The sequence below is a fragment of the Spongiivirga citrea genome (assembly GCF_010671565.1).
Lineage (GTDB): Bacteria > Bacteroidota > Bacteroidia > Flavobacteriales > Flavobacteriaceae > Spongiivirga > Spongiivirga citrea.
Genome location: NZ_JAABOQ010000001.1, coordinates 103,673 through 122,447 on the forward strand (window position 1 = coordinate 103,673; position 18,775 = coordinate 122,447).

Annotated in this window: 16 protein-coding genes; 14 read left to right on the forward strand and 2 right to left on the reverse strand. The window is 36.4% G+C overall.

All coding sequences use genetic code 11. The annotated features are described in order from the left end of the window. Window positions 1-609, forward strand: a complete 609-nt coding sequence (locus GWK10_RS00445) for an IMPACT family protein (RefSeq protein WP_164028934.1) — start codon at window positions 1-3, stop codon at window positions 607-609. Here the strand turns inward: GWK10_RS00445 and GWK10_RS00450 are convergent. Next, entirely contained in the window at window positions 602-1,006 is a 405-nt protein-coding gene (locus GWK10_RS00450) for an acyl-CoA thioesterase (RefSeq protein ID WP_164028935.1), read from the reverse strand. The two genes, GWK10_RS00445 and GWK10_RS00450, sit on opposite strands and share 8 nt — an antisense overlap. A gap of 202 nt (window positions 1,007-1,208) precedes the next feature. On the opposite strand from GWK10_RS00450, the gene dnaA reads away from it, so the two are divergent. From dnaA to GWK10_RS00470, 4 genes are all read left to right on the forward strand, one after another. Next, window positions 1,209-2,636 carry a chromosomal replication initiator protein DnaA gene (gene dnaA / locus GWK10_RS00455; RefSeq protein ID WP_164028936.1) on the forward strand — a complete coding sequence of 476 codons (1,428 nt, stop codon included), beginning with the start codon at window positions 1,209-1,211 and terminating at the stop codon, window positions 2,634-2,636. A 92-nt stretch (window positions 2,637-2,728) separates the two neighbouring features. Further along, complete coding sequence (locus tag GWK10_RS00460; RefSeq protein WP_164028937.1) at window positions 2,729-3,184, forward strand: low molecular weight protein-tyrosine-phosphatase; 456 nt, start codon at window positions 2,729-2,731, stop codon at window positions 3,182-3,184. Window positions 3,185-3,186: 2 nt separating this feature from the next. Then, window positions 3,187-3,894: an SAM-dependent methyltransferase gene (locus GWK10_RS00465; RefSeq protein WP_164028938.1), complete on the forward strand. Its 708-nt coding sequence runs from the start codon at window positions 3,187-3,189 to the stop codon at window positions 3,892-3,894. 110 nt (window positions 3,895-4,004) lie between these two features. Continuing rightward, window positions 4,005-5,159 carry a PQQ-dependent sugar dehydrogenase gene (locus tag GWK10_RS00470; RefSeq protein ID WP_164028939.1) on the forward strand — a complete coding sequence of 385 codons (1,155 nt, stop codon included), beginning with the start codon at window positions 4,005-4,007 and terminating at the stop codon, window positions 5,157-5,159. Window positions 5,160-5,300: 141 nt separating this feature from the next. Here the strand turns inward: GWK10_RS00470 and GWK10_RS00475 are convergent, their stop codons facing one another. Continuing rightward, window positions 5,301-6,050: a DeoR/GlpR family DNA-binding transcription regulator gene (locus GWK10_RS00475; RefSeq protein ID WP_164028940.1), complete on the reverse strand. Its 750-nt coding sequence runs from the start codon at window positions 6,048-6,050 to the stop codon at window positions 5,301-5,303. 168 nt (window positions 6,051-6,218) lie between these two features. Here GWK10_RS00475 and nagB point away from each other — a divergent pair, with 168 nt between their 5' ends. The 9 genes from nagB (at window position 6,219) to GWK10_RS00520 (ending at window position 18,713) form a co-directional block, all read left to right on the forward strand. After that, window positions 6,219-8,165 carry a glucosamine-6-phosphate deaminase gene (gene nagB / locus GWK10_RS00480; protein WP_164028941.1) on the forward strand — a complete coding sequence of 649 codons (1,947 nt, stop codon included), beginning with the start codon at window positions 6,219-6,221 and terminating at the stop codon, window positions 8,163-8,165. Between the two features lie 41 nt (window positions 8,166-8,206). Continuing rightward, window positions 8,207-9,283 carry an anhydro-N-acetylmuramic acid kinase gene (locus tag GWK10_RS00485; RefSeq protein ID WP_164028942.1) on the forward strand — a complete coding sequence of 359 codons (1,077 nt, stop codon included), beginning with the start codon at window positions 8,207-8,209 and terminating at the stop codon, window positions 9,281-9,283. Window positions 9,284-9,386: 103 nt separating this feature from the next. Beyond that, complete coding sequence (gene udk, locus GWK10_RS00490) at window positions 9,387-9,995, forward strand: uridine kinase (protein WP_164028943.1); 609 nt, start codon at window positions 9,387-9,389, stop codon at window positions 9,993-9,995. Continuing rightward, a complete protein-coding gene (locus GWK10_RS00495; RefSeq protein WP_164028944.1) occupies window positions 9,992-10,309 on the forward strand; it encodes an FtsB family cell division protein in 318 nt (105 codons plus the stop codon). The genes udk and GWK10_RS00495 overlap by 4 nt, the downstream gene beginning before the upstream one ends. Before the next feature lie 10 nt (window positions 10,310-10,319). After that, window positions 10,320-11,702, forward strand: a complete 1,383-nt coding sequence (locus GWK10_RS00500) for a methylmalonyl-CoA mutase subunit beta (protein WP_164028945.1) — start codon at window positions 10,320-10,322, stop codon at window positions 11,700-11,702. Window position 11,703: 1 nt separating this feature from the next. Beyond that, window positions 11,704-13,824: a methylmalonyl-CoA mutase gene (gene scpA / locus GWK10_RS00505; RefSeq protein ID WP_164028946.1), complete on the forward strand. Its 2,121-nt coding sequence runs from the start codon at window positions 11,704-11,706 to the stop codon at window positions 13,822-13,824. A 251-nt stretch (window positions 13,825-14,075) separates the two neighbouring features. After that, window positions 14,076-16,907 (forward strand): M16 family metallopeptidase, encoded by a 2,832-nt coding sequence (locus GWK10_RS00510; RefSeq protein ID WP_164028947.1) that lies wholly within the window; start codon window positions 14,076-14,078, stop codon window positions 16,905-16,907. A gap of 134 nt (window positions 16,908-17,041) precedes the next feature. Beyond that, a complete protein-coding gene (locus GWK10_RS00515; RefSeq protein ID WP_164028948.1) occupies window positions 17,042-17,806 on the forward strand; it encodes a ParA family protein in 765 nt (254 codons plus the stop codon). Window positions 17,807-17,810: 4 nt separating this feature from the next. After that, window positions 17,811-18,713 (forward strand): ParB/RepB/Spo0J family partition protein, encoded by a 903-nt coding sequence (locus tag GWK10_RS00520; RefSeq protein ID WP_164028949.1) that lies wholly within the window; start codon window positions 17,811-17,813, stop codon window positions 18,711-18,713. Window positions 18,714-18,775: the final 62 nt, after the last annotated feature.

The window sequence follows — 18,775 nt, forward strand, 5'->3', positions numbered from 1 at the left end:
ATGAAGGATACTTACAAAACCATTACAAAACCTTCTAAAGAAACTTTGTTTAAAGACAGAAACAGTAAGTTTTTTGGTTTTGCCTTTCCGGTTTCTACCGAAGAAGATGTAAAACAGCAAATCACATTATTAAAAAAGAAACATCATGCAGCAAGACATTGGTGCTATGCATATCAATTAGGTGCCGATACTCTAAAGTATAGAGTAAATGATGATGGAGAGCCTGCCAATTCTGCAGGACAACCCATTTATGGACAAATTCAATCCTTTGATGTAACCAATATATTGATTGTTGTTGTACGATATTTTGGTGGGGTTAAATTAGGAGTTGGTGGATTGATCAATGCATATCGAACTGCAGCGAAACTTTCACTAGAGGAAAGTACGATTGTAGAAAAGACAATTGATTCTCAATTTAAGCTAGTTTTTGATTATAAAAACATGAATAAGGTAATGCGAATAGTCAAAGAAAAAAATGTAAATATCATTTCGCAACAACTTGAAATAAATTGTCAATTGATAATTTCTGTAAGAAAAAGTGAATCAGAAATGATAAAAAACCTCTTTGAAGCTATCTTTGAGGTAAAAATAACTAACCTACTTACATAAAGCTGTTTAACTTTTTTATTAAATATTCTGGTGCGCGTATCGGTTTGTTAGTTTCCATGTCTAAAAATGCTAAAACCGTGTTCGCCAAAGTTAGTAATTCTCCATACTGATTATAGATTTCGTAGTCGAATTCTATCTTTACTGTAGGTGTTTTTTTCAAGATGGTTTTTAACGTTAACACATCTCCAAAACGGGCAGATTTTTTATAATTTAACTCCAAAGAAAAAACAGGTAGCATTACACCACTATCCTCCATTTCTTTATAGGAAAAACCGAGCTTATCTAACCACTCAATGCGCCCCAACTCTAGGTATTGTGCGTAATTTCCATGATATACGACTCCCATTTTATCGGTTTCGCCATACCTCACCTTTATTTGTATTTCATCGAATTTCACTAAAATAAATTATTTTTACGCGTTAATTTAATGTAAATTTATCGGAACGAAACATGCACAAAAAATTCTAGAAATTCAACCCCAATTTCATTTTTTTTTTAGATAATTTGTTCACATATTTGTTCACCTTATCAAGGAGGTCATTTAGGGCTAAAATAATCTCCTGATTTTGATAAACCTAACTATTTAACTAGTATTAATAATGACAAAAACTGCGGAATCAGTTTGGAGCGATTGCCTGTCTTTTATTCAGGACAATATTCAGCCTCAAGCGTACAAAACATGGTTTGAACCAATCAAAGCTGTAAAACTTACTGATAACGCATTAAGCATTCAAGTACCTAGTAAATTTTTTTACGAGTGGCTTGAAGAACATTATGTAAAGGTACTTAAGGTTGCCCTTACTAAAGAATTAGGTGAAAATGCCAGATTAGTGTACATTATTAAAATGGAAAACACTTATGGTAATAAGCAGCCATTTACTGAGAAAATACCAAGTTCTAATCGTGGAAATGTAAAAGCTCAAGAAGTCGATGTCCCTTTAAAAAACAAAAGCCCGGAACTTAAAAACCCTTTTGTCATTCCTGGAATTCGAAATGTAAAGATCGAATCTCAGCTCAATCCAAGTTATAATTTCGAGAACTTTTTAGAGGGTGATGCAAACCGTTTAGCACGTTCAGCCGGATTAGCTGTTGCAAATAAACCAGGAGGCACTTCATTTAACCCACTATTGATTTTTGGTGGTGTCGGTTTAGGAAAAACACATCTTGCACATGCTATTGGTGTTGAAATTAAAGATAAGTACCCAGAAAAGACTGTCCTTTATATATCAGCTGAAAAATTCACTCAACAATATATAGAGTCGGTTAAAAAGAATAATAGAAATGATTTCATTCATTTTTATCAAATAGTTGACGTCTTAATTATTGACGACGTTCAGTTTTTATCTGGCAAGACTGGGACTCAAGATGTATTCTTCCATATATTCAATCATTTACACCAAAACGGAAAGCAAGTTATTTTAACTTCTGACAAAGCTCCTGTAGATATGCAGGATATAGAGCAGCGCCTACTTTCTCGTTTTAAGTGGGGACTATCAGCAGAATTACAAAAGCCAGATTTCGAGACTCGTGTTTCTATCTTACGCAATATGCTATATCGTGATGGTGTTGAGATGCCTGATGATATTGTAGATTATGTTGCAAAGAACATCAAAACAAATGTTCGTGAGCTAGAAGGTGCTATCATTTCTTTAATTGCACAATCTTCCTTCAATAAAAAAGAGGTAACACTTGATCTTGCTAAACAAATCGTTGAGAAGTTTGTAAAAAACACCAAAAGAGAAGTTTCTATCGACTACATTCAAAAAGTGGTTTCAGATTATTTCCAAATGGATGTTGCAACACTGCAGTCCAAAACCAGAAAAAGACATATCGTTCAAGCAAGACAATTGGCCATGTTTTTTGCTAAAAAGTTTACAAAGGCCTCTTTAGCAAGTATTGGTTCTCAAATAGGAAAACGGGATCATGCTACCGTATTACATGCTTGTAAGACTGTGGATAATTTAACAGCGACTGATAAGCAATTCAGAAAATATGTCGAAGACTTAAGCAAGAAGTTATCGCTTTAAGAAATCAGTATCAATACCGATTTCAACATTGTAAATCAACACTTTTATAGTATTTTTAGCACTAGAAGCCAGCGTTTTTACAGAAGTGCCCTATGTCTAGAATAAAAGTTTTAATGGTCTGTCTTGGCAATATTTGTCGTTCTCCATTAGCAGAAGGAATCTTACAATCTAAAGTAGATCCTGCCAAAGTTTTTGTTGATAGTGCAGGTACCGGAGGATATCATGTAGGGCATCTTCCAGATCAAAGATCAATAGATGTAGCTCTTAAAAATGGGCTAGATATTACCCATCAGCGATGTCGAAAATTCAATATAGATGATTTTGATGCTTTTACCTATATATATGTAATGGATCAAAGTAACTATGATAATATTATCAAATTAGCCCGTAACGAAGGTGATATAAAAAAGGTGCAATTAATTTTAAATGAAAGTTTTCCTGGAAAGAACAAGGAGGTTCCCGATCCATACTACGGTGGTGTTAATGGCTTCGATCACGTATATAACTTATTAGATAATGCCTGTAATTTTATAGCAGAAAAACTCTGAGTATGAAAAAAGGAAATCTTTATTTAATTCCCACTCGCTTGGGAGACAATCCGCCTTTAGAGGTATTACCCATGTCTATTAAGCGTATTCTTGAACAGGTTGATTATTATATTGTAGAAAATGAAAAAACCGCAAGAAGGTTTATTAAAAAAGTAAGTCCATCAAAGTCCCAAGCAGCTTTAAAAATCAGCATATTAAACAAGTTCACAAATCCAGAGGACTTACATGGTTTTCTAGCTCCAGCACACCAAGGAATTGATATTGGACTGCTATCAGAAGCTGGAGCTCCGGCTATTGCTGACCCAGGCGCGGATATTGTTGCTATTGCGCATGAACAACATATTAGGGTGATTCCACTGGTGGGCCCCTCCTCTATTCTAATGGCACTAATGTCGTCTGGTATGAATGGGCAAAGTTTTGCCTTTAATGGCTATTTACCAATTGATAAGGCAGAAAGACATCAAGCAATAAAACAGCTAGAAAGGCGATCAAAAGACTTTAAACAATCCCAGGCTTTTATCGAAACTCCATATAGAAATACAAAGTTATTTAGCGCACTTCTAAACGCACTGAGTCCGCATACTAAATTATGTGTGGCTACCGATATTACACTACCAACTGAATATATCAAAACCTACCCAGTATCGAAATGGAAACAGGAGCAAATCGACCTTCACAAACGTCCTACAATTTTTATTATCCAAGCTTAGTCGCATCAAAATCTATTTAACATTTTTTTATAGGCTATATCACAACGATCCTAAAAAATGATTGTGCGTTTCTTAGTATCTTTAGCTTTCAAACTGAAATAGTTACTTTAATGAAAATAGTAAGTCGATCACTTCAACATACCCTTCAATTTCTTATACTGTCCTCGTTTGGACTAATTAGCATTCAAGCGCAAACAAAAGACAAGACCATTCAAATTCCAACTCCAGAAGATATTAATTATACTACCCAAGTGGTTGTAGCAGATATTGACATCCCATGGGGAATGGTATTTCTACCCGATGGAAGCATGCTTATTACCGATAAGTCGGGCAAATTAATCCATTCAAAAAAAGGTAAGAAGACAATGATTTCTGGCGTCCCATCCGACCTGAAAGTACAAGGGCAAGGCGGACTATTGGATATTGAACTCCACCCAAATTATGAAAAAAACGGTTGGATTTATCTAACCTACTCCTCAAGTGAAGGTGAAGAATCAGGAGCCAATACTAAACTCATTAGAGCTAAATTATCAAATAACAGCCTTACAAATATTGAAACATTATATAAAGCTGGGCCTAATACCAGAAAAGGGCAGCATTTCGGTTCTCGAATTGAGTTTGACAATCAAGGTTTTCTATATTTCTCAATTGGTGACAGAGGAAACCGAAACGTAAATCCCCAGGATGTCAATAGAGATGGCGGCAAAATATATCGTTTAAAAGATGATGGCTCAATTCCCGAAGACAATCCTTTTGTAAACAAGACCGGCGCTAAAAAAGCGATTTTTTCTTATGGTCATCGAAATCCGCAAGGAATGGTGAAACACCCCTTAACCGGAGAAATATGGGTTCATGAACATGGTCCTCGTGGTGGCGATGAGATCAACATTGTAAAAAAAGGTGCGAACTTCGGCTGGCCAAAAATTACTTACGGAATAAACTATAGCGGTACAACAATAACCAAAAACAAATCATTACCTGGAATGGAGCAACCCCTATACTATTGGATACCTTCGATTGCTCCTAGTGGAATGACTTTTGTCACTAGTAGCAATTATCCAGATTGGAGAGGAGACCTACTTGTCGGCTCTCTAGTATTTCAATATTTAGAACTAGTTGAATTTGATAAAGGAAAAGTATCAAGGCGTGAAAAATTGCTTGAAAATATTGGACGTGTGCGCAATGTAAGGCAAGGACCTGACGGATTTATCTATGTCGCTGTTGAAGGAAAAGGTATTCTAAAAATTGCCCCAAAATCAAGCTAAACTTAATCATTAATAAAGGGCTACTTATCGCAAATATGTCCACTTTATCATGCAGTTTTGGTGATATTGAAAAAGATATTTATGCCGTCGAATTTGACGTTTCTAATTAGATTATCGTTAGCGGATTTAAGTACAACGACACTAAATAATCTCTATATTCTGACGGCGATACCCTTCTAGTTTTGAGGAAAATGGATCAAGCTCAGTGACAAGTACATCTACTTCATTAATAGTACATGTCTGATAACGCTGACTAGAACCCAGCTTTTCTGATATCACGGGAGCTACTATCTTTTTTGAAGACTTGAGCATTGCCTTTTTCATTTGTACAATATCCCAATCCGAATCGGTCATTCCGTTAGCCTCATCAATGGAGTTGGTAGTCATAAAACATACATCAGCCCTAATCTCCTGAATAAAACGAATAGTACTAGGGCCAACTGCAAGTTGAGAATCTTTCAGCAAACGCCCTCCGATGAATAGTACTTCTATATGTTCATGTGTCATTAATTGCATCGCTACTGGTAGGCTTGGAGTGAAAAAAGTAGCTTTCAAATTTACCGGCAGATGTCTAGCAATTTCCAAATTAGTAGTACCACCACTAATTAAAACAATCCCATTATTCGGAATTAATGAAACCGACTTCTTCGCAATAAAGGCTTTCTCTTCATGTGAAAAAATGTCCGTCTCAGTATAGGTGTAAATATTAAATCCGTTAGAGATGGCCCCTCCATGTACCTTCTTTAACTTTTTAAGCTGATCCAGTTCTTTTACATCTCTTCGTACGGTGTCTATTGAAACATTTAATTGCTCCGCAAGATCACCTAATAAAACCTTGTTGTGAATTCTGGTTTCATTTAAAATAAATTGTTGTCGTTCTTCTTTTAACATAATATAAAAACAGCATAATACTGCATTTATTATTCAATAATAAGAAAATTATAGTAAAATAATACTAAAAAAACAGCATAATATTGCAATATTATAAAAATTGAGTATCTTTACAGCTCTTTTAAATAAGATTTTACACCTAGATTATTTCATATAAAATCATTTAAAATGACCAGCACAACAATTACTTACCCTAACGCTACACCAAATATTCCCATTAAGAAATTTGAAAAAGCAAATTCTGTAGTCTACAAAAACTCTAAAGACGCATCGCTTTTTGTCGCTCGAGAAATAGCCGACTTGATAAAACAAAAAGCTGCAAAAGGAAAAAATGTTGTTTTAGGCCTAGCAACAGGATCAAGTCCCACTAAAGTTTACGAGTACCTAATTCAATTTCATCAAAATGAAGGCTTAAGTTTTAAAAACGTAATCACCTTTAATTTAGATGAATACTACCCACAGCGCCCAGATGCCATTCAAAGCTACGTGCGTTTTATGAATGAGCATTTATTTGATCATATCGATATCAAAAAGGAGAATATTCATATTCCAGATGGAACAATTGAAGAAAAAGATCTTTCACAATACTGCGCTGATTATGAAAAAAACATCAAGAAAAGTGGTGGTATAGATTTGCAATTACTAGGGATTGGTAGAACTGGTCACGTTGGCTTTAATGAACCAGGATCTTCTGTAAACAGTCTAACAAGACTCATTAGGTTAGATAAGATTACCAGATTAGATGCGGCAAGTGACTTTTTCGGTGAAGAAAATGTTCCGGATAGAGCTATTACAATGGGAGTTGGAAGCATTCTAGCTGCCGACAAAATATTCTTAATGGCTTGGGGGGAAGGGAAAGCCCCTATTGTAAAAGAGGCCTTAGAGGGTCCAATCCTGGAATCAATTCCAGCCACATTCCTTCAACATCATGATAACTGTACTTTTGTTTTAGATACAGCTGCCGCATCAGAATTGACAAGAATAAAAACTCCGTGGCTAGTCGAAGATTGTAATTGGACAGACAACCTCATTAAAAAAGCAGTTATCTGGCTTTCAGCAAAAGTAAATAAGGCCATTTTAAAGATTACCAATGAGGATTACAATGAATACGGAATGGGAAATTTAGTGGCTGAAATTGGCACCGCTGAAGACATTAATCTCAAAGTATTTAATCAACTCCAACGTACAATAACGGGTTGGCCTGGAGGGAAGCCCAATTTTGATGATTCCGAACGACCAGAACGCGCGGATCCTTTTCCGAAACGTTCCCTAATATTTAGCCCTCACCCTGATGACGATGTCATATCAATGGGTGGCACTTTACTACGATTGGTAGACCAAGGACATGAGGTACATATAGCCTATCAAACCTCAGGGAATATTGCAGTTTTTGATGATGAAGTAATTCGGTTTTTAGACTTTGCGCAGGATACCGTTCATGGCCCAGAGGCAACAAACGAGCTTTCGCAATTAATGCAAGAAGTACGAACCTTCTTAAAACAAAAGCATCCTGGCGATGTTGACACACCAGAAATACAAAAATTTAAAGGCCTTATCAGAAAAGGAGAAGCGCTTTCTGCCTGTCGCTACTGCGGTGTTAAAGAAGAAAATGCTCATTTTTTGAACCTCCCCTTCTACGAAACGGGCACTGTAAAAAAGAAACTCCCTACCGAGAGAGATATACAAATCACCTGCGATCTTCTCAACAAAATACAACCCCATCAAATTTTTGCCGCTGGTGACCTTTCTGACCCTCATGGTACGCATCGTGTTTGTTTACAGCTAATATTTGATTCGCTGAAACGATTAAGAGATCAAAGCTGGGTTAAGGATTGTTATCTATGGCTGTATCGCGGAGCTTGGCAAGAATGGGATATTGCCGATATGGAAATGGCTGTACCTATCGGACCAAAAGATCTTGATAGAAAAAGAAATGCCATTTTTAAACACCAATCACAAAAAGACAGTGCGATGTTTCCAGGCAGCGACGCACGCGAATTTTGGCAACGTGCCGAACAACGAAATAAAGAAACAGCCACCAAATACGATCAGTTAGGCTTGCCAGAATATGAAGCGATAGAAGGCTTCGTGCGATATCATTTTAAGAAGGAATAAATGCGTAAGTTTATTTAATATTTTGTCTTAGTTTTAACAAAATGAAAACGTATTCAGCTATCGGTTTAATGTCAGGCACCTCTTTAGATGGACTGGATATTGTGCATTGCACCTTGACTGAAAACAAGTCTAAATGGAATTATGTCATACATCACACTAAAAGCATTTCATATGACGACTCCCGCAGAAAGCAGCTAAAAAATGCTATAAACTTTTCAGCAACTGATCTTTTAAAACTGCATCATAAATATGGAAAGTGGTTAGGAGAACAAGTCGATGTTTTTGCCAAAGAAAATAAAATCAAACCCGATTATGTAGCAAGTCATGGTCATACGATTCATCATCAACCTCATAATAAGTTTACCTTTCAAATTGGGTACGGACAAGATCTAGCCAGCGCTTGCGGTATTAGAACAATTTCAGATTTTAGATCGGCTGATATCGCAGCAAATGGTCAAGGTGCTCCCCTAGTTCCAATAGGTGACGAGCTTTTTTTTGGCGAATATGATTTTTGTTTGAATCTTGGAGGTATTAGCAACGTCTCCTATAAAAAAGATGGAAAAAGGCTGGCATATGACATTGGCATTGCAAACATGATATTGAATTATATCATTCAAAAAACGGGAAAGCAATATGATGATAATGGATCTGTTGCATCATCAGGGGTTATAAATCGACAACTTTTAGATTCGCTGAATAACTTAGATTATTACAAACAATCTAAACCAAAATCTACCGGATATGAGTGGTTTTTATCAGATGTAATTCCCATTCTAAATAGGTCAAACGACAGCACAGCGAACTTACTTTGTACTGCCGTTCATCATATTACTCAAACTGTTTCCCATGACATTAAAGAACTTTCCAACAAACCAGATAATACTATTTTAATTACAGGAGGTGGCGCTTTTAATGGGTTTTTAATGCAAATACTTTCAGAAAATTTGGGGAACAGTTTCCAAATTGAGATTTCCAACAAGCAACTTATTGAGTTCAAAGAAGCTTTAGTCTTTGCTTTAATGGGCGCTCTTCGCTTAGAAAATCAGCCAAACTGCCTTGCAAGTGTGACAGGAGCCAAGGCAAATGTTTCGGGTGGTATTATATTCAATCCAAATTAGTTGACTTCATTCACTAATAATTGGAAATCCTTGTTAATAACTACCTAAACTGCGTTGTTGACGATGCAATTCATAGCTTATTTTTGTATAAACAGATTGATAAATGCTCATAATAGGAATTGGCGGTGGCACTGGTTGCGGCAAAACCACTGTAGTTAGACAAATAATAAATCAACTTCCTCCTGAAGAGGTTGGAGTTATCTCTCAAGACTCTTATTATAAGGACACATCTCATATGGCTTATGACGAACGTGTAAAGATTAATTTTGATCACCCTAGAGCAATAGATTTTGATTTGTTGATATCACATTTAAAAGACCTTAGAGGAGGAAATACCATAGATCAACCCGTCTACTCTTTTGTAGAGCATAACCGAACAAAGGACACACAACTAACCCACCCAAGAAAAGTGATGATTGTTGAGGGAATTTTGATCTTAACAAATCCTGATCTACGCGATATGTTTGACATTAAAATATTCGTTCATGCCGATAGTGATGAACGCTTGATAAGACGTGTAAAAAGAGATATTGCAGAGCGCGGTCGCGATATTGATGAAGTACTAGATCGATATCAAAGCACCTTAAAACCAATGCATCAGCAGTTTATTGAACCGACCAAAGAATTTGCTGACATTATTATACCTAACAATAAATACAACACCGTAGCGGTTGATATTGTACGAACTATTATAAATGAACGATTGTCATGATAGGTGAAAAAATCAATCAACTAAAACGAAACAAATACTTTAAGTTTTTTAGTAATCGATATATATTAGTACTTATTCTTTTCAGCGTCTGGATGCTTTTTTTGGATGCCAATTCGCTCCTTACCCACAGAAAGATTAACCGTGAAATGCGCGAATTAAATCAGAACAAAGAATATTATCAAAAGGAAATTTCCGCCGATAAAAAAATGGTTGAGGATTTAAAAGACCCTCGAAAAATGGAAAAATTTGCTAGAGAGGAGTATTGGATGAAAAAGAAGAATGAAGATATTTATTTGGTAGAGATCGAAGAATAGAAAGCAGCATATGAGCGATTTTTTATTTAAAGAATTTGATGAAGTTTCTTTAAAACAATGGAAACAGAAAATACAATTTGACCTTAAAGGTTTAGACTATAACGACACCCTAATTTGGAATACTACTGAAGGTATTGATGTAAAACCGGTATATCATAAGGATGAATTGACCAAAACAATTCCTAATCTTAAAACAACAAAAGGTTGGAATGTTACTCAACATATTTTTGTTGTAAACGAAAAGCGCTCTAATAAAAACGCTGTAGATGTTATTGAGCGCGGTGCAGAAGCAATCATTTTTGAATTAACGCAATCCAAAATAGATTTTTCTGCTTTACTAAAGGGTATCGACACTAGTAATACTACTATCTATTTTAAGCTTCAATTCATTGATACTGATGTTATAAAATCAATCAATCAACTTGCCAGCCCAACCTCTAAAATATATCTTCAAATCGACCCCATAGGAAACGTGGCAAAAGGAGGTAAATGGTTTGAAAATTCAACTGTAGATTTAGAAAAACTTACTAGTTGTATCGAATCGCATGGAAATCTCAAAAGTGTCCTTGCGATAAATTCTGATTTATACCATAATGCTGGTGCGTCCATCGTACGGCAATTAGCATATACATTGGCTCATTTAAATGAGTATTTCAATTATTTGGAACAGCATAGCCGAGCTAGTCTAAAAAATCTTTGCGTTACCATTAATACCGCTATTGGGAATAACTACTTTTTTGAGCTGGCAAAACTAAGAGCATTGCGGTTTTTATTCGATCAACTTTCTGGTGCATATGACATAGATATATCTTGTCATATAATAAGTACACCAGGAAAACGCAATAAAACTTTGTACGACTACAATGTGAATATGTTGCGTACTACAACAGAATGTATGAGTGCCGTTTTAGGTGGTGCAGATGCAGTTTCTAACCTTCCATACGATACACTATATCATAAAAATAACGAGTTTGGCGACCGTATTGCAAGAAATCAATTGCTTATTCTAAAAAGTGAAAGCTATTTTGATAAGGTTGAAAATCCGGCTGATGGAGCTTATTTTATTGAATCAATCTCACAACAACTAGCAGAGAAAGCATTGGATGTTTTCAAGAAAATTGAAAGTGCAGGCGGTTTTTTACAACAGCTACAAGAAGGTGTTATTCAGCGAAAAATAAGAGAGTCCGCAACAAAACAACAGGAGCTGTTTGATACAGAAAAAGAGGTTTTGATTGGCACTAATACATATCCTAACAAAGAGGATCGTATGAAAAACGATTTGGAACTACATCCATTCGTAAAAAACAAGCCTCGTAAAACAGTAATCGAGCCAATTATTGAAAGACGGTTGGCCGAAAAGATAGAACAAGAACGCTTAGCTAACGAACAGTAAAATGCGGAAGAACCTTCAACATTTAAGTTTAGACTTCGATAAAAAGACAGAATCAAAGTCAGCAGATTCATTTATGACTGCTGAAAACATTCCTGTAAAATCGAATTACAAACCAAAAGACATTGATACATTCGAGCATTTAAATTTTGTTGCTGGAATCGCGCCAAATTTACGCGGTCCGTATTCCACCATGTACGTTAGACGCCCATGGACGATTAGACAATATGCTGGTTTTTCGACGGCTGAGGAAAGTAATGCATTCTACAGACGGAATCTTGAAGCTGGACAAAAAGGACTTTCTGTTGCTTTCGATCTACCAACACATCGTGGTTATGATAGCGATCATGAACGTGTAGTTGGAGATGTAGGTAAAGCAGGTGTTGCCATTGATAGTGTTGAAGACATGAAAGTGCTTTTTGATCAAATTCCTCTTGATCAAATGTCGGTTTCTATGACCATGAATGGAGCTGTTTTACCCATTATGGCATTTTATATTGTTGCGGCAGAAGAACAAGGTGTAAAAGCTGAATTACTTTCAGGCACAATTCAGAATGATATTCTAAAGGAGTTTATGGTACGTAATACCTACATCTACCCTCCTACACCTTCCATGAAAATCATCTCCGATATTTTTGAATATACATCGAAAAATATGCCTAAGTTCAACTCAATAAGCATATCGGGTTACCACATGCAAGAAGCCGGTGCAACTTGTGATATTGAATTAGCATATACGCTTGCTGACGGATTAGAATATATACGGAAAGGATTAGATGCCGGAATGGAAATTGACACCTTCGCACCACGTCTATCTTTCTTTTGGGCAATTGGGATGAACCATTTTATGGAGATCGCAAAAATGCGCGCCGCTAGAATGCTTTGGGCTAAATTGGTCAAACAATTCAATCCGAAAAACCCAAAATCCCTTGCTTTACGAACTCATTGCCAAACAAGTGGTTGGAGTTTGACAGAACAGGATCCTTTTAATAATGTTGCACGAACCTGTATCGAAGCCGCTGCAGCTGCATTTGGAGGTACTCAAAGTTTGCATACCAATGCATTGGATGAAGCAATCGCACTACCCACTGATTTTTCAGCAAGAATAGCACGAAATACACAATTATACCTACAACAAGAAACACATATCACCAAAACAGTCGATCCTTGGGCGGGAAGCTACTACGTAGAATCTCTTACTAATGATATTGCTGAAAAAGCGTGGAAGCTAATTCAGGAAGTTGAAGAGCTCGGTGGAATGACGAAAGCCATTGAAGCCGGTATTCCTAAAATGAGAATTGAAGAAGCTGCAGCTAGAAAGCAGGCGCGTATTGATAGTGGCCAGGATGTCATTGTCGGGGTAAACAAATATCGATTGGATCAAGAAGACCCACTTCATATTTTAGAAGTTGATAATCAAACAGTGCGTCGCCAACAAATTGCTGCTCTAGACAAGATTAAAAGAGAACGCAATGCCATAAAAGTTGAAGCAGCGCTTGCAAAATTGACAGATGCTGCCAAGAACAAAACGGATAATTTACTAGCTTTAGCCAAAGATGCAGCAAGAGAACGGGCAACATTAGGCGAAATATCAGATGCTCTTGAGAAAATTTATGGCAGATACAAGGCCCAAATAAAATCATTTAGCGGAGTGTATAGTAAAGAAATTAGAAACGACGAGAGCTTTGAAAAAGCAAAAAAATTAGCTGATAAGGTTGCAGAACAAGAAGGGCGTCGTCCCCGGATTATGATTGCAAAAATGGGACAAGATGGTCATGACCGAGGTGCGAAAGTTGTCGCAACAGGCTATGCTGACGTTGGTTTTGATGTTGATATAGGCCCATTATTTCAAACTCCAGCGGAAGCAGCAAAGCAAGCCGTGGAAAATGATGTTCATATTCTAGGGGTTTCTTCGTTGGCTGCTGGACATAAAACCTTGGTCCCGCAAGTGATTGCAGAATTAGAAAAATACGGTCGTGATGATATCATGGTTATTGTTGGTGGCGTAATCCCTCATCAGGACTATAAATTTTTATTTGATGCTGGTGCTACAGCTATCTTCGGGCCCGGCACAAAAATTAGCGAAGCTGCCATTGAGATTTTAGAGATTTTGTTGGATGATTAATAATTCTAAAATTGAATTTTAGAATCCCAATTCCAAGGGCGAAACTAAAATCTACTCTAATGTTTTGACTAAACGATAGTGCAATCAAAATTATCGAGAATCATGTTCAATAACTATCCCACTCTCTTGATTAAACGCTGGTGTCTTCAGAACGCCTCATTTATCAACTAAAAATTTAGTTAAAATTTTAGAATTTATTTTCTACAATAGTAGAATAACCTTACATTCGTTTACGAACAAAATAATCACCCATGCAAAAATTAACACTAACTACATTATTGTCGTTCTTTCTAGCGTTTCAAATAGGAAATGCCCAAGAAGGAATGAAAAAATCACTCGAACCTTCGAGTGCTATTCCAACTGATCCTAATGTCAAAATTGGAAAATTAGATAATGGTCTAACGTATTACATTCGTAATAATGGAAAGCCAGAAGATAAATTGGAACTTCGTTTAGCTATTAACGCGGGTTCTATTCTAGAAGACAAAGATCAACTAGGCCTTGCTCATTTTATGGAGCATATGAACTTTAATGGCACTAAGAATTTTAAAAAGAATGAATTAGTTGATTATCTTCAAAGCATAGGCGTGCAATTTGGTGCCGATTTGAATGCCTATACGAGCTTTGACGAAACTGTTTACATTCTTCCAATACCTAGTGATGATCCTGAAAAATTAGAAAAGGGATTCCAAATTCTTGAAGATTGGGCACACGGTGCTACTTTGACTGATGAAGCGATCGATGGTGAACGCGGAGTGGTTTTAGAAGAATATCGTTTAGGACTTGGTCCCGATAAGCGAATGATGCAGGAATATCTTCCTAAAATGATGTACGGATCTAAATATGCCGAGCGTCTTCCTATTGGTAAAAAAGACGTATTAGAAAATTTCAAATACAAATCTGTTAGAAATTACTTCAAGGATTGGTACCGCCCAGACCTAATGGCAGTAGTTGCTGTTGGTGATTTGGATCCTGCGACTACTGAAAAAATGATCAAAGAGCACTTTGGAAAGATCAAAAAAGTAAAAAATCCACGTAAGCGCGAAGTATTTGATCTTCCTAATCACGAAGAAACTTTTGTTGCGATTGCCAGTGATAAAGAAGCAGCCTTTTCAAGAGTACAAGTAATGTACAAGGATCGTGAGAATTCAACTCCAACAAAAACAGTTCTAGACTACAGAACTCAAATAGTAAGAGGTTTGTTTTCAACAATGTTGAATAATCGATTGAATGAACTGCGCAATAGTCCGAACCCTCCTTTTGTATTCGGTTTTTCTTATTATGGTGGAACATTTGCTAGAAATAAAAATGCATATCAATCGTCAGCAACAACGAGTCCGGAAGGTCAGTTAAACGGACTTCGTGCGATGCTAACTGAAAATGAGCGTGTTCGCAGACACGGATTTAATACGGGTGAATTTGAGCGTGCTAAAAAAGAGATTTTAGCTCGTTTAGAAAAGTCTTTCAAAGATCGTGACAAACAAGAAAGTGGTCGTATTGTAAATCAATATGTGTATAACTACTTAGAGGAGTCTCCAATTCCCGGCATTGAGTGGTCTTATGACTTCAACAAGAAAGTAATGCCAACTATTGAATTGGCAGAGATAAATGATCTAATTAAAGGGTTTATTCACGATGATAACCGTGTTATTGTAATTACTGGACCTGAAAAGGAAGGGCTTAAAAAGGTTACAGAAAAAGAAGTTCTTGATTTAATTAAGGAAGTTGAAGCTGCGAATATTCAGCCCTACGAAGACGAAGAGGTTGCAAGTGCTTTAATTGAAACACTTCCAGCTGCGGGAACTATCACTAATGAGGAAACTAATGCCAAACTTGGATTTACCAAACTAACATTAAGCAATGGTGCTACGGTAACATATAAGAAAACTGATTTTAAAAATGATGAGATCTTATTCCAAGCATATAGTCCAGGAGGAACAAGTTTATATTCCGATGAAGAGTTTAAGGCAACCACCTTCGCTAATGGTGGATTATCTCAAGCTGGAATCGCTGGTTTATCACTTAATGATATGAATAAGTATATGAGTGGTAAAATTGTGCGCGTTAATCCATCTATAGGTGGTTTTAGTGAGAATTTTAGAGGAAGTGCTGCACCGAAGGATATTCAGACTCTATTTGAAATGGTGCACTTGTATTTCACTTCATTGAATAAAAATGACGAGGCGTTTCAATCATATATCACCAAGCAAAAAAGTTTCTTAGGAAACTTAATGGCCAATCCTCAATTCTTCTTCTCCAATGAGATAGGAAAAGTTAGAAACAAAGGCAATAGCCGTTATGTTGGCTTCCCAACTCCAGAGGCCATGGAGAAAGCTGATTATGATTTAGCTTACAAAAAGTATCAGGAGCGTTTTGCCGATGCCGGAGATTTCCATTTCTATTTTGTTGGTAATGTAGACGAAGCCAAGATTAAAGAATTGAGTACAAAGTACCTAGCTTCCCTTCCAGGTAAGGGTAGCAATGAGAAATACGTTGCCACGAAGTTCAGAAGAAAAGATGCTTATCATAAAGAAGTTATAAAAAGAGGAAAAGATCCTAAGAGTCGAGTACAAATTACTTGGGAAGAAGCTGATGTGAAATACGATGGTGATGAAGCTAGTTACATTGCCGCATTGGGTGAAGTGCTCACAATTAAATTAGTAGAAAAGCTTCGTGAAGAAGAAGGCGGAGTATACGGTGTTGGGGCAAGAGGCAGCATGAGTAAAATCTCATTTAGCAATGTTACTTTTAGCATTTCTTTCCCTTGCGGGCCTGAAAATGTAGACAAATTGGTTGCAGCAGCTTTAGCAGAAGTTGAAAAAATAAAGAAAGAAGGACCGACCGAAAAAGACTTGAATAAGGTAAAAGAAACATACTTATTGAACAGAAAAGAAAGTCTAAAACAAAACCGGTTCTGGATGTCCAATTTAGTTCGTGCAGATCAAGAAGGTCGCGATATTAATAAAATGAATGACTACGAAAAGAATGTAAAAGCAATGACTCAAAAAGACATTCAAAAAGTAGCGAATAAATATCTAGACGAAAATTACTTCTTGGCACTCTTAATGCCAGAAGATCAATAAGATATTTTTGGATAAAACCATGATTAAGAAAAGGCTGCAAATTGCAGCCTTTTCCATTTAAATACTGTTAACAAAATTCATTTTTAATACTCGCAAATAATCGTATTTTTACCACTAACAATCTTACATTTTTCATGGGCAAAATCATTGCTATTGCTAACCAAAAAGGCGGAGTTGGTAAAACCACTACTTCCGTAAATCTTGCAGCTTCATTAGGAGTTTTAGAAAAAAAAGTTCTTCTTATTGATGCTGACCCCCAAGCAAATGCGACTTCTGGTCTTGGTATTGATGTTGAAGGTGTTGACATAGGCACCTACCAGTTGCTAGAACACACCAAAAAACCCGAAGATGCTATTGTGTCTTGCGATTCCCCAAATGTTGATCTTATTCCTGCGCATATTGACCTTGTAGCGATCGAAATTGAATTGGTTGATAAAGAAGAACGTGAGTATATGCTAAAAAAAGCAATTGATCATTTAAAGTCTAAATACGACTATATTTTGATTGACTGTGCACCTTCTTTGGGCTTGTTAACTTTAAATGCATTAACTGCGGCAGACTCGGTTATTATTCCGATACAATGCGAATATTTCGCATTAGAAGGATTAGGGAAATTATTAAACACTATTAAAAGTGTTCAAAAAATACATAACAGTAATTTAGATATTGAAGGCTTGTTATTAACAATGTACGATAGTCGACTTCGATTATCTAACCAAGTAGTAGAAGAAGTACAAAAGCATTTTAGCGACATGGTTTTTAAAACCATCATTCAACGAAATGTTCGTTTAAGTGAAGCTCCTAGTTATGGAGAAAGCATTATAAACTACGATGCGGGTAGTAAGGGTGCCGCAAATTACCTAAATTTGGCCCACGAAGTGATCAATAAAAACGCATAATAGTATGGCAAAGGCTACTAAAAAACAAGCGTTAGGAAGAGGATTATCAGCATTATTAAAAGATCCAGAGAATGACATACAATCTGCATCGGACAAAAATGCAGATAAGGTTGTAGGCAATATTGTTGAATTAGATCTTTCTAGTATCGATGTAAATCCGCATCAACCAAGAACCAATTTCAATGAAGATGTCCTTAGAGAACTTGCTTCTTCAATCCGCGAACTTGGTGTCATTCAACCAATAACAGTAAGAAAATTAGGTTTTAATAAATATCAGCTAATATCAGGTGAGCGACGTTTTAGAGCCTCGAAACTATTAGGTCTTGAAACCATTCCCGCATACATTCGCATTGCGAACGACCAAGAGTCGTTAGAAATGGCTTTAGTTGAAAATATTCAACGTCAAGATCTAGATCCTATTGAAATAGCACTATCCTATCAACGTTTAATCGACGATGTAAAGCTTACTCAAGAAGAAATGAGTGAACGTGTTGGTAAAAAGCGATCTACTATTGCGAACTATCTACGTCTTCTGAAATTAGACCCAATTATACAAACGGGAATTCGTGACGGTTTTTTAAGTATGGGTCACGGTCGTGCTTTAATTAATATTGAAAACAAAGGCGATCAATTAGATATTTATGAAGAAGTAATCACGAAAAATCTAAGCGTACGTGATACCGAGCGTCTAGTTCGTAATTACCATAGTGACAAAGAAATAAATACCCACGCTGCTACTAACGAAGTCCCAAAATATATTAAAAAAGGGTTAAAAGACTTTTCTGACTACTTTATGACTGCTGTCGACGTTAAATTTGCTAAGAGCGGCAAGGGAAAAATAATGATTCCTTTTGGCTCTGAACAAGAATTTACACGTCTTAAAAAATTAATTAAGGGTGACGATTAGGTTAATATTCCTCTTCTTTTTTTTATGCTTTTTTTCGAATGATCTCTGGTCTCAAAAAAAAT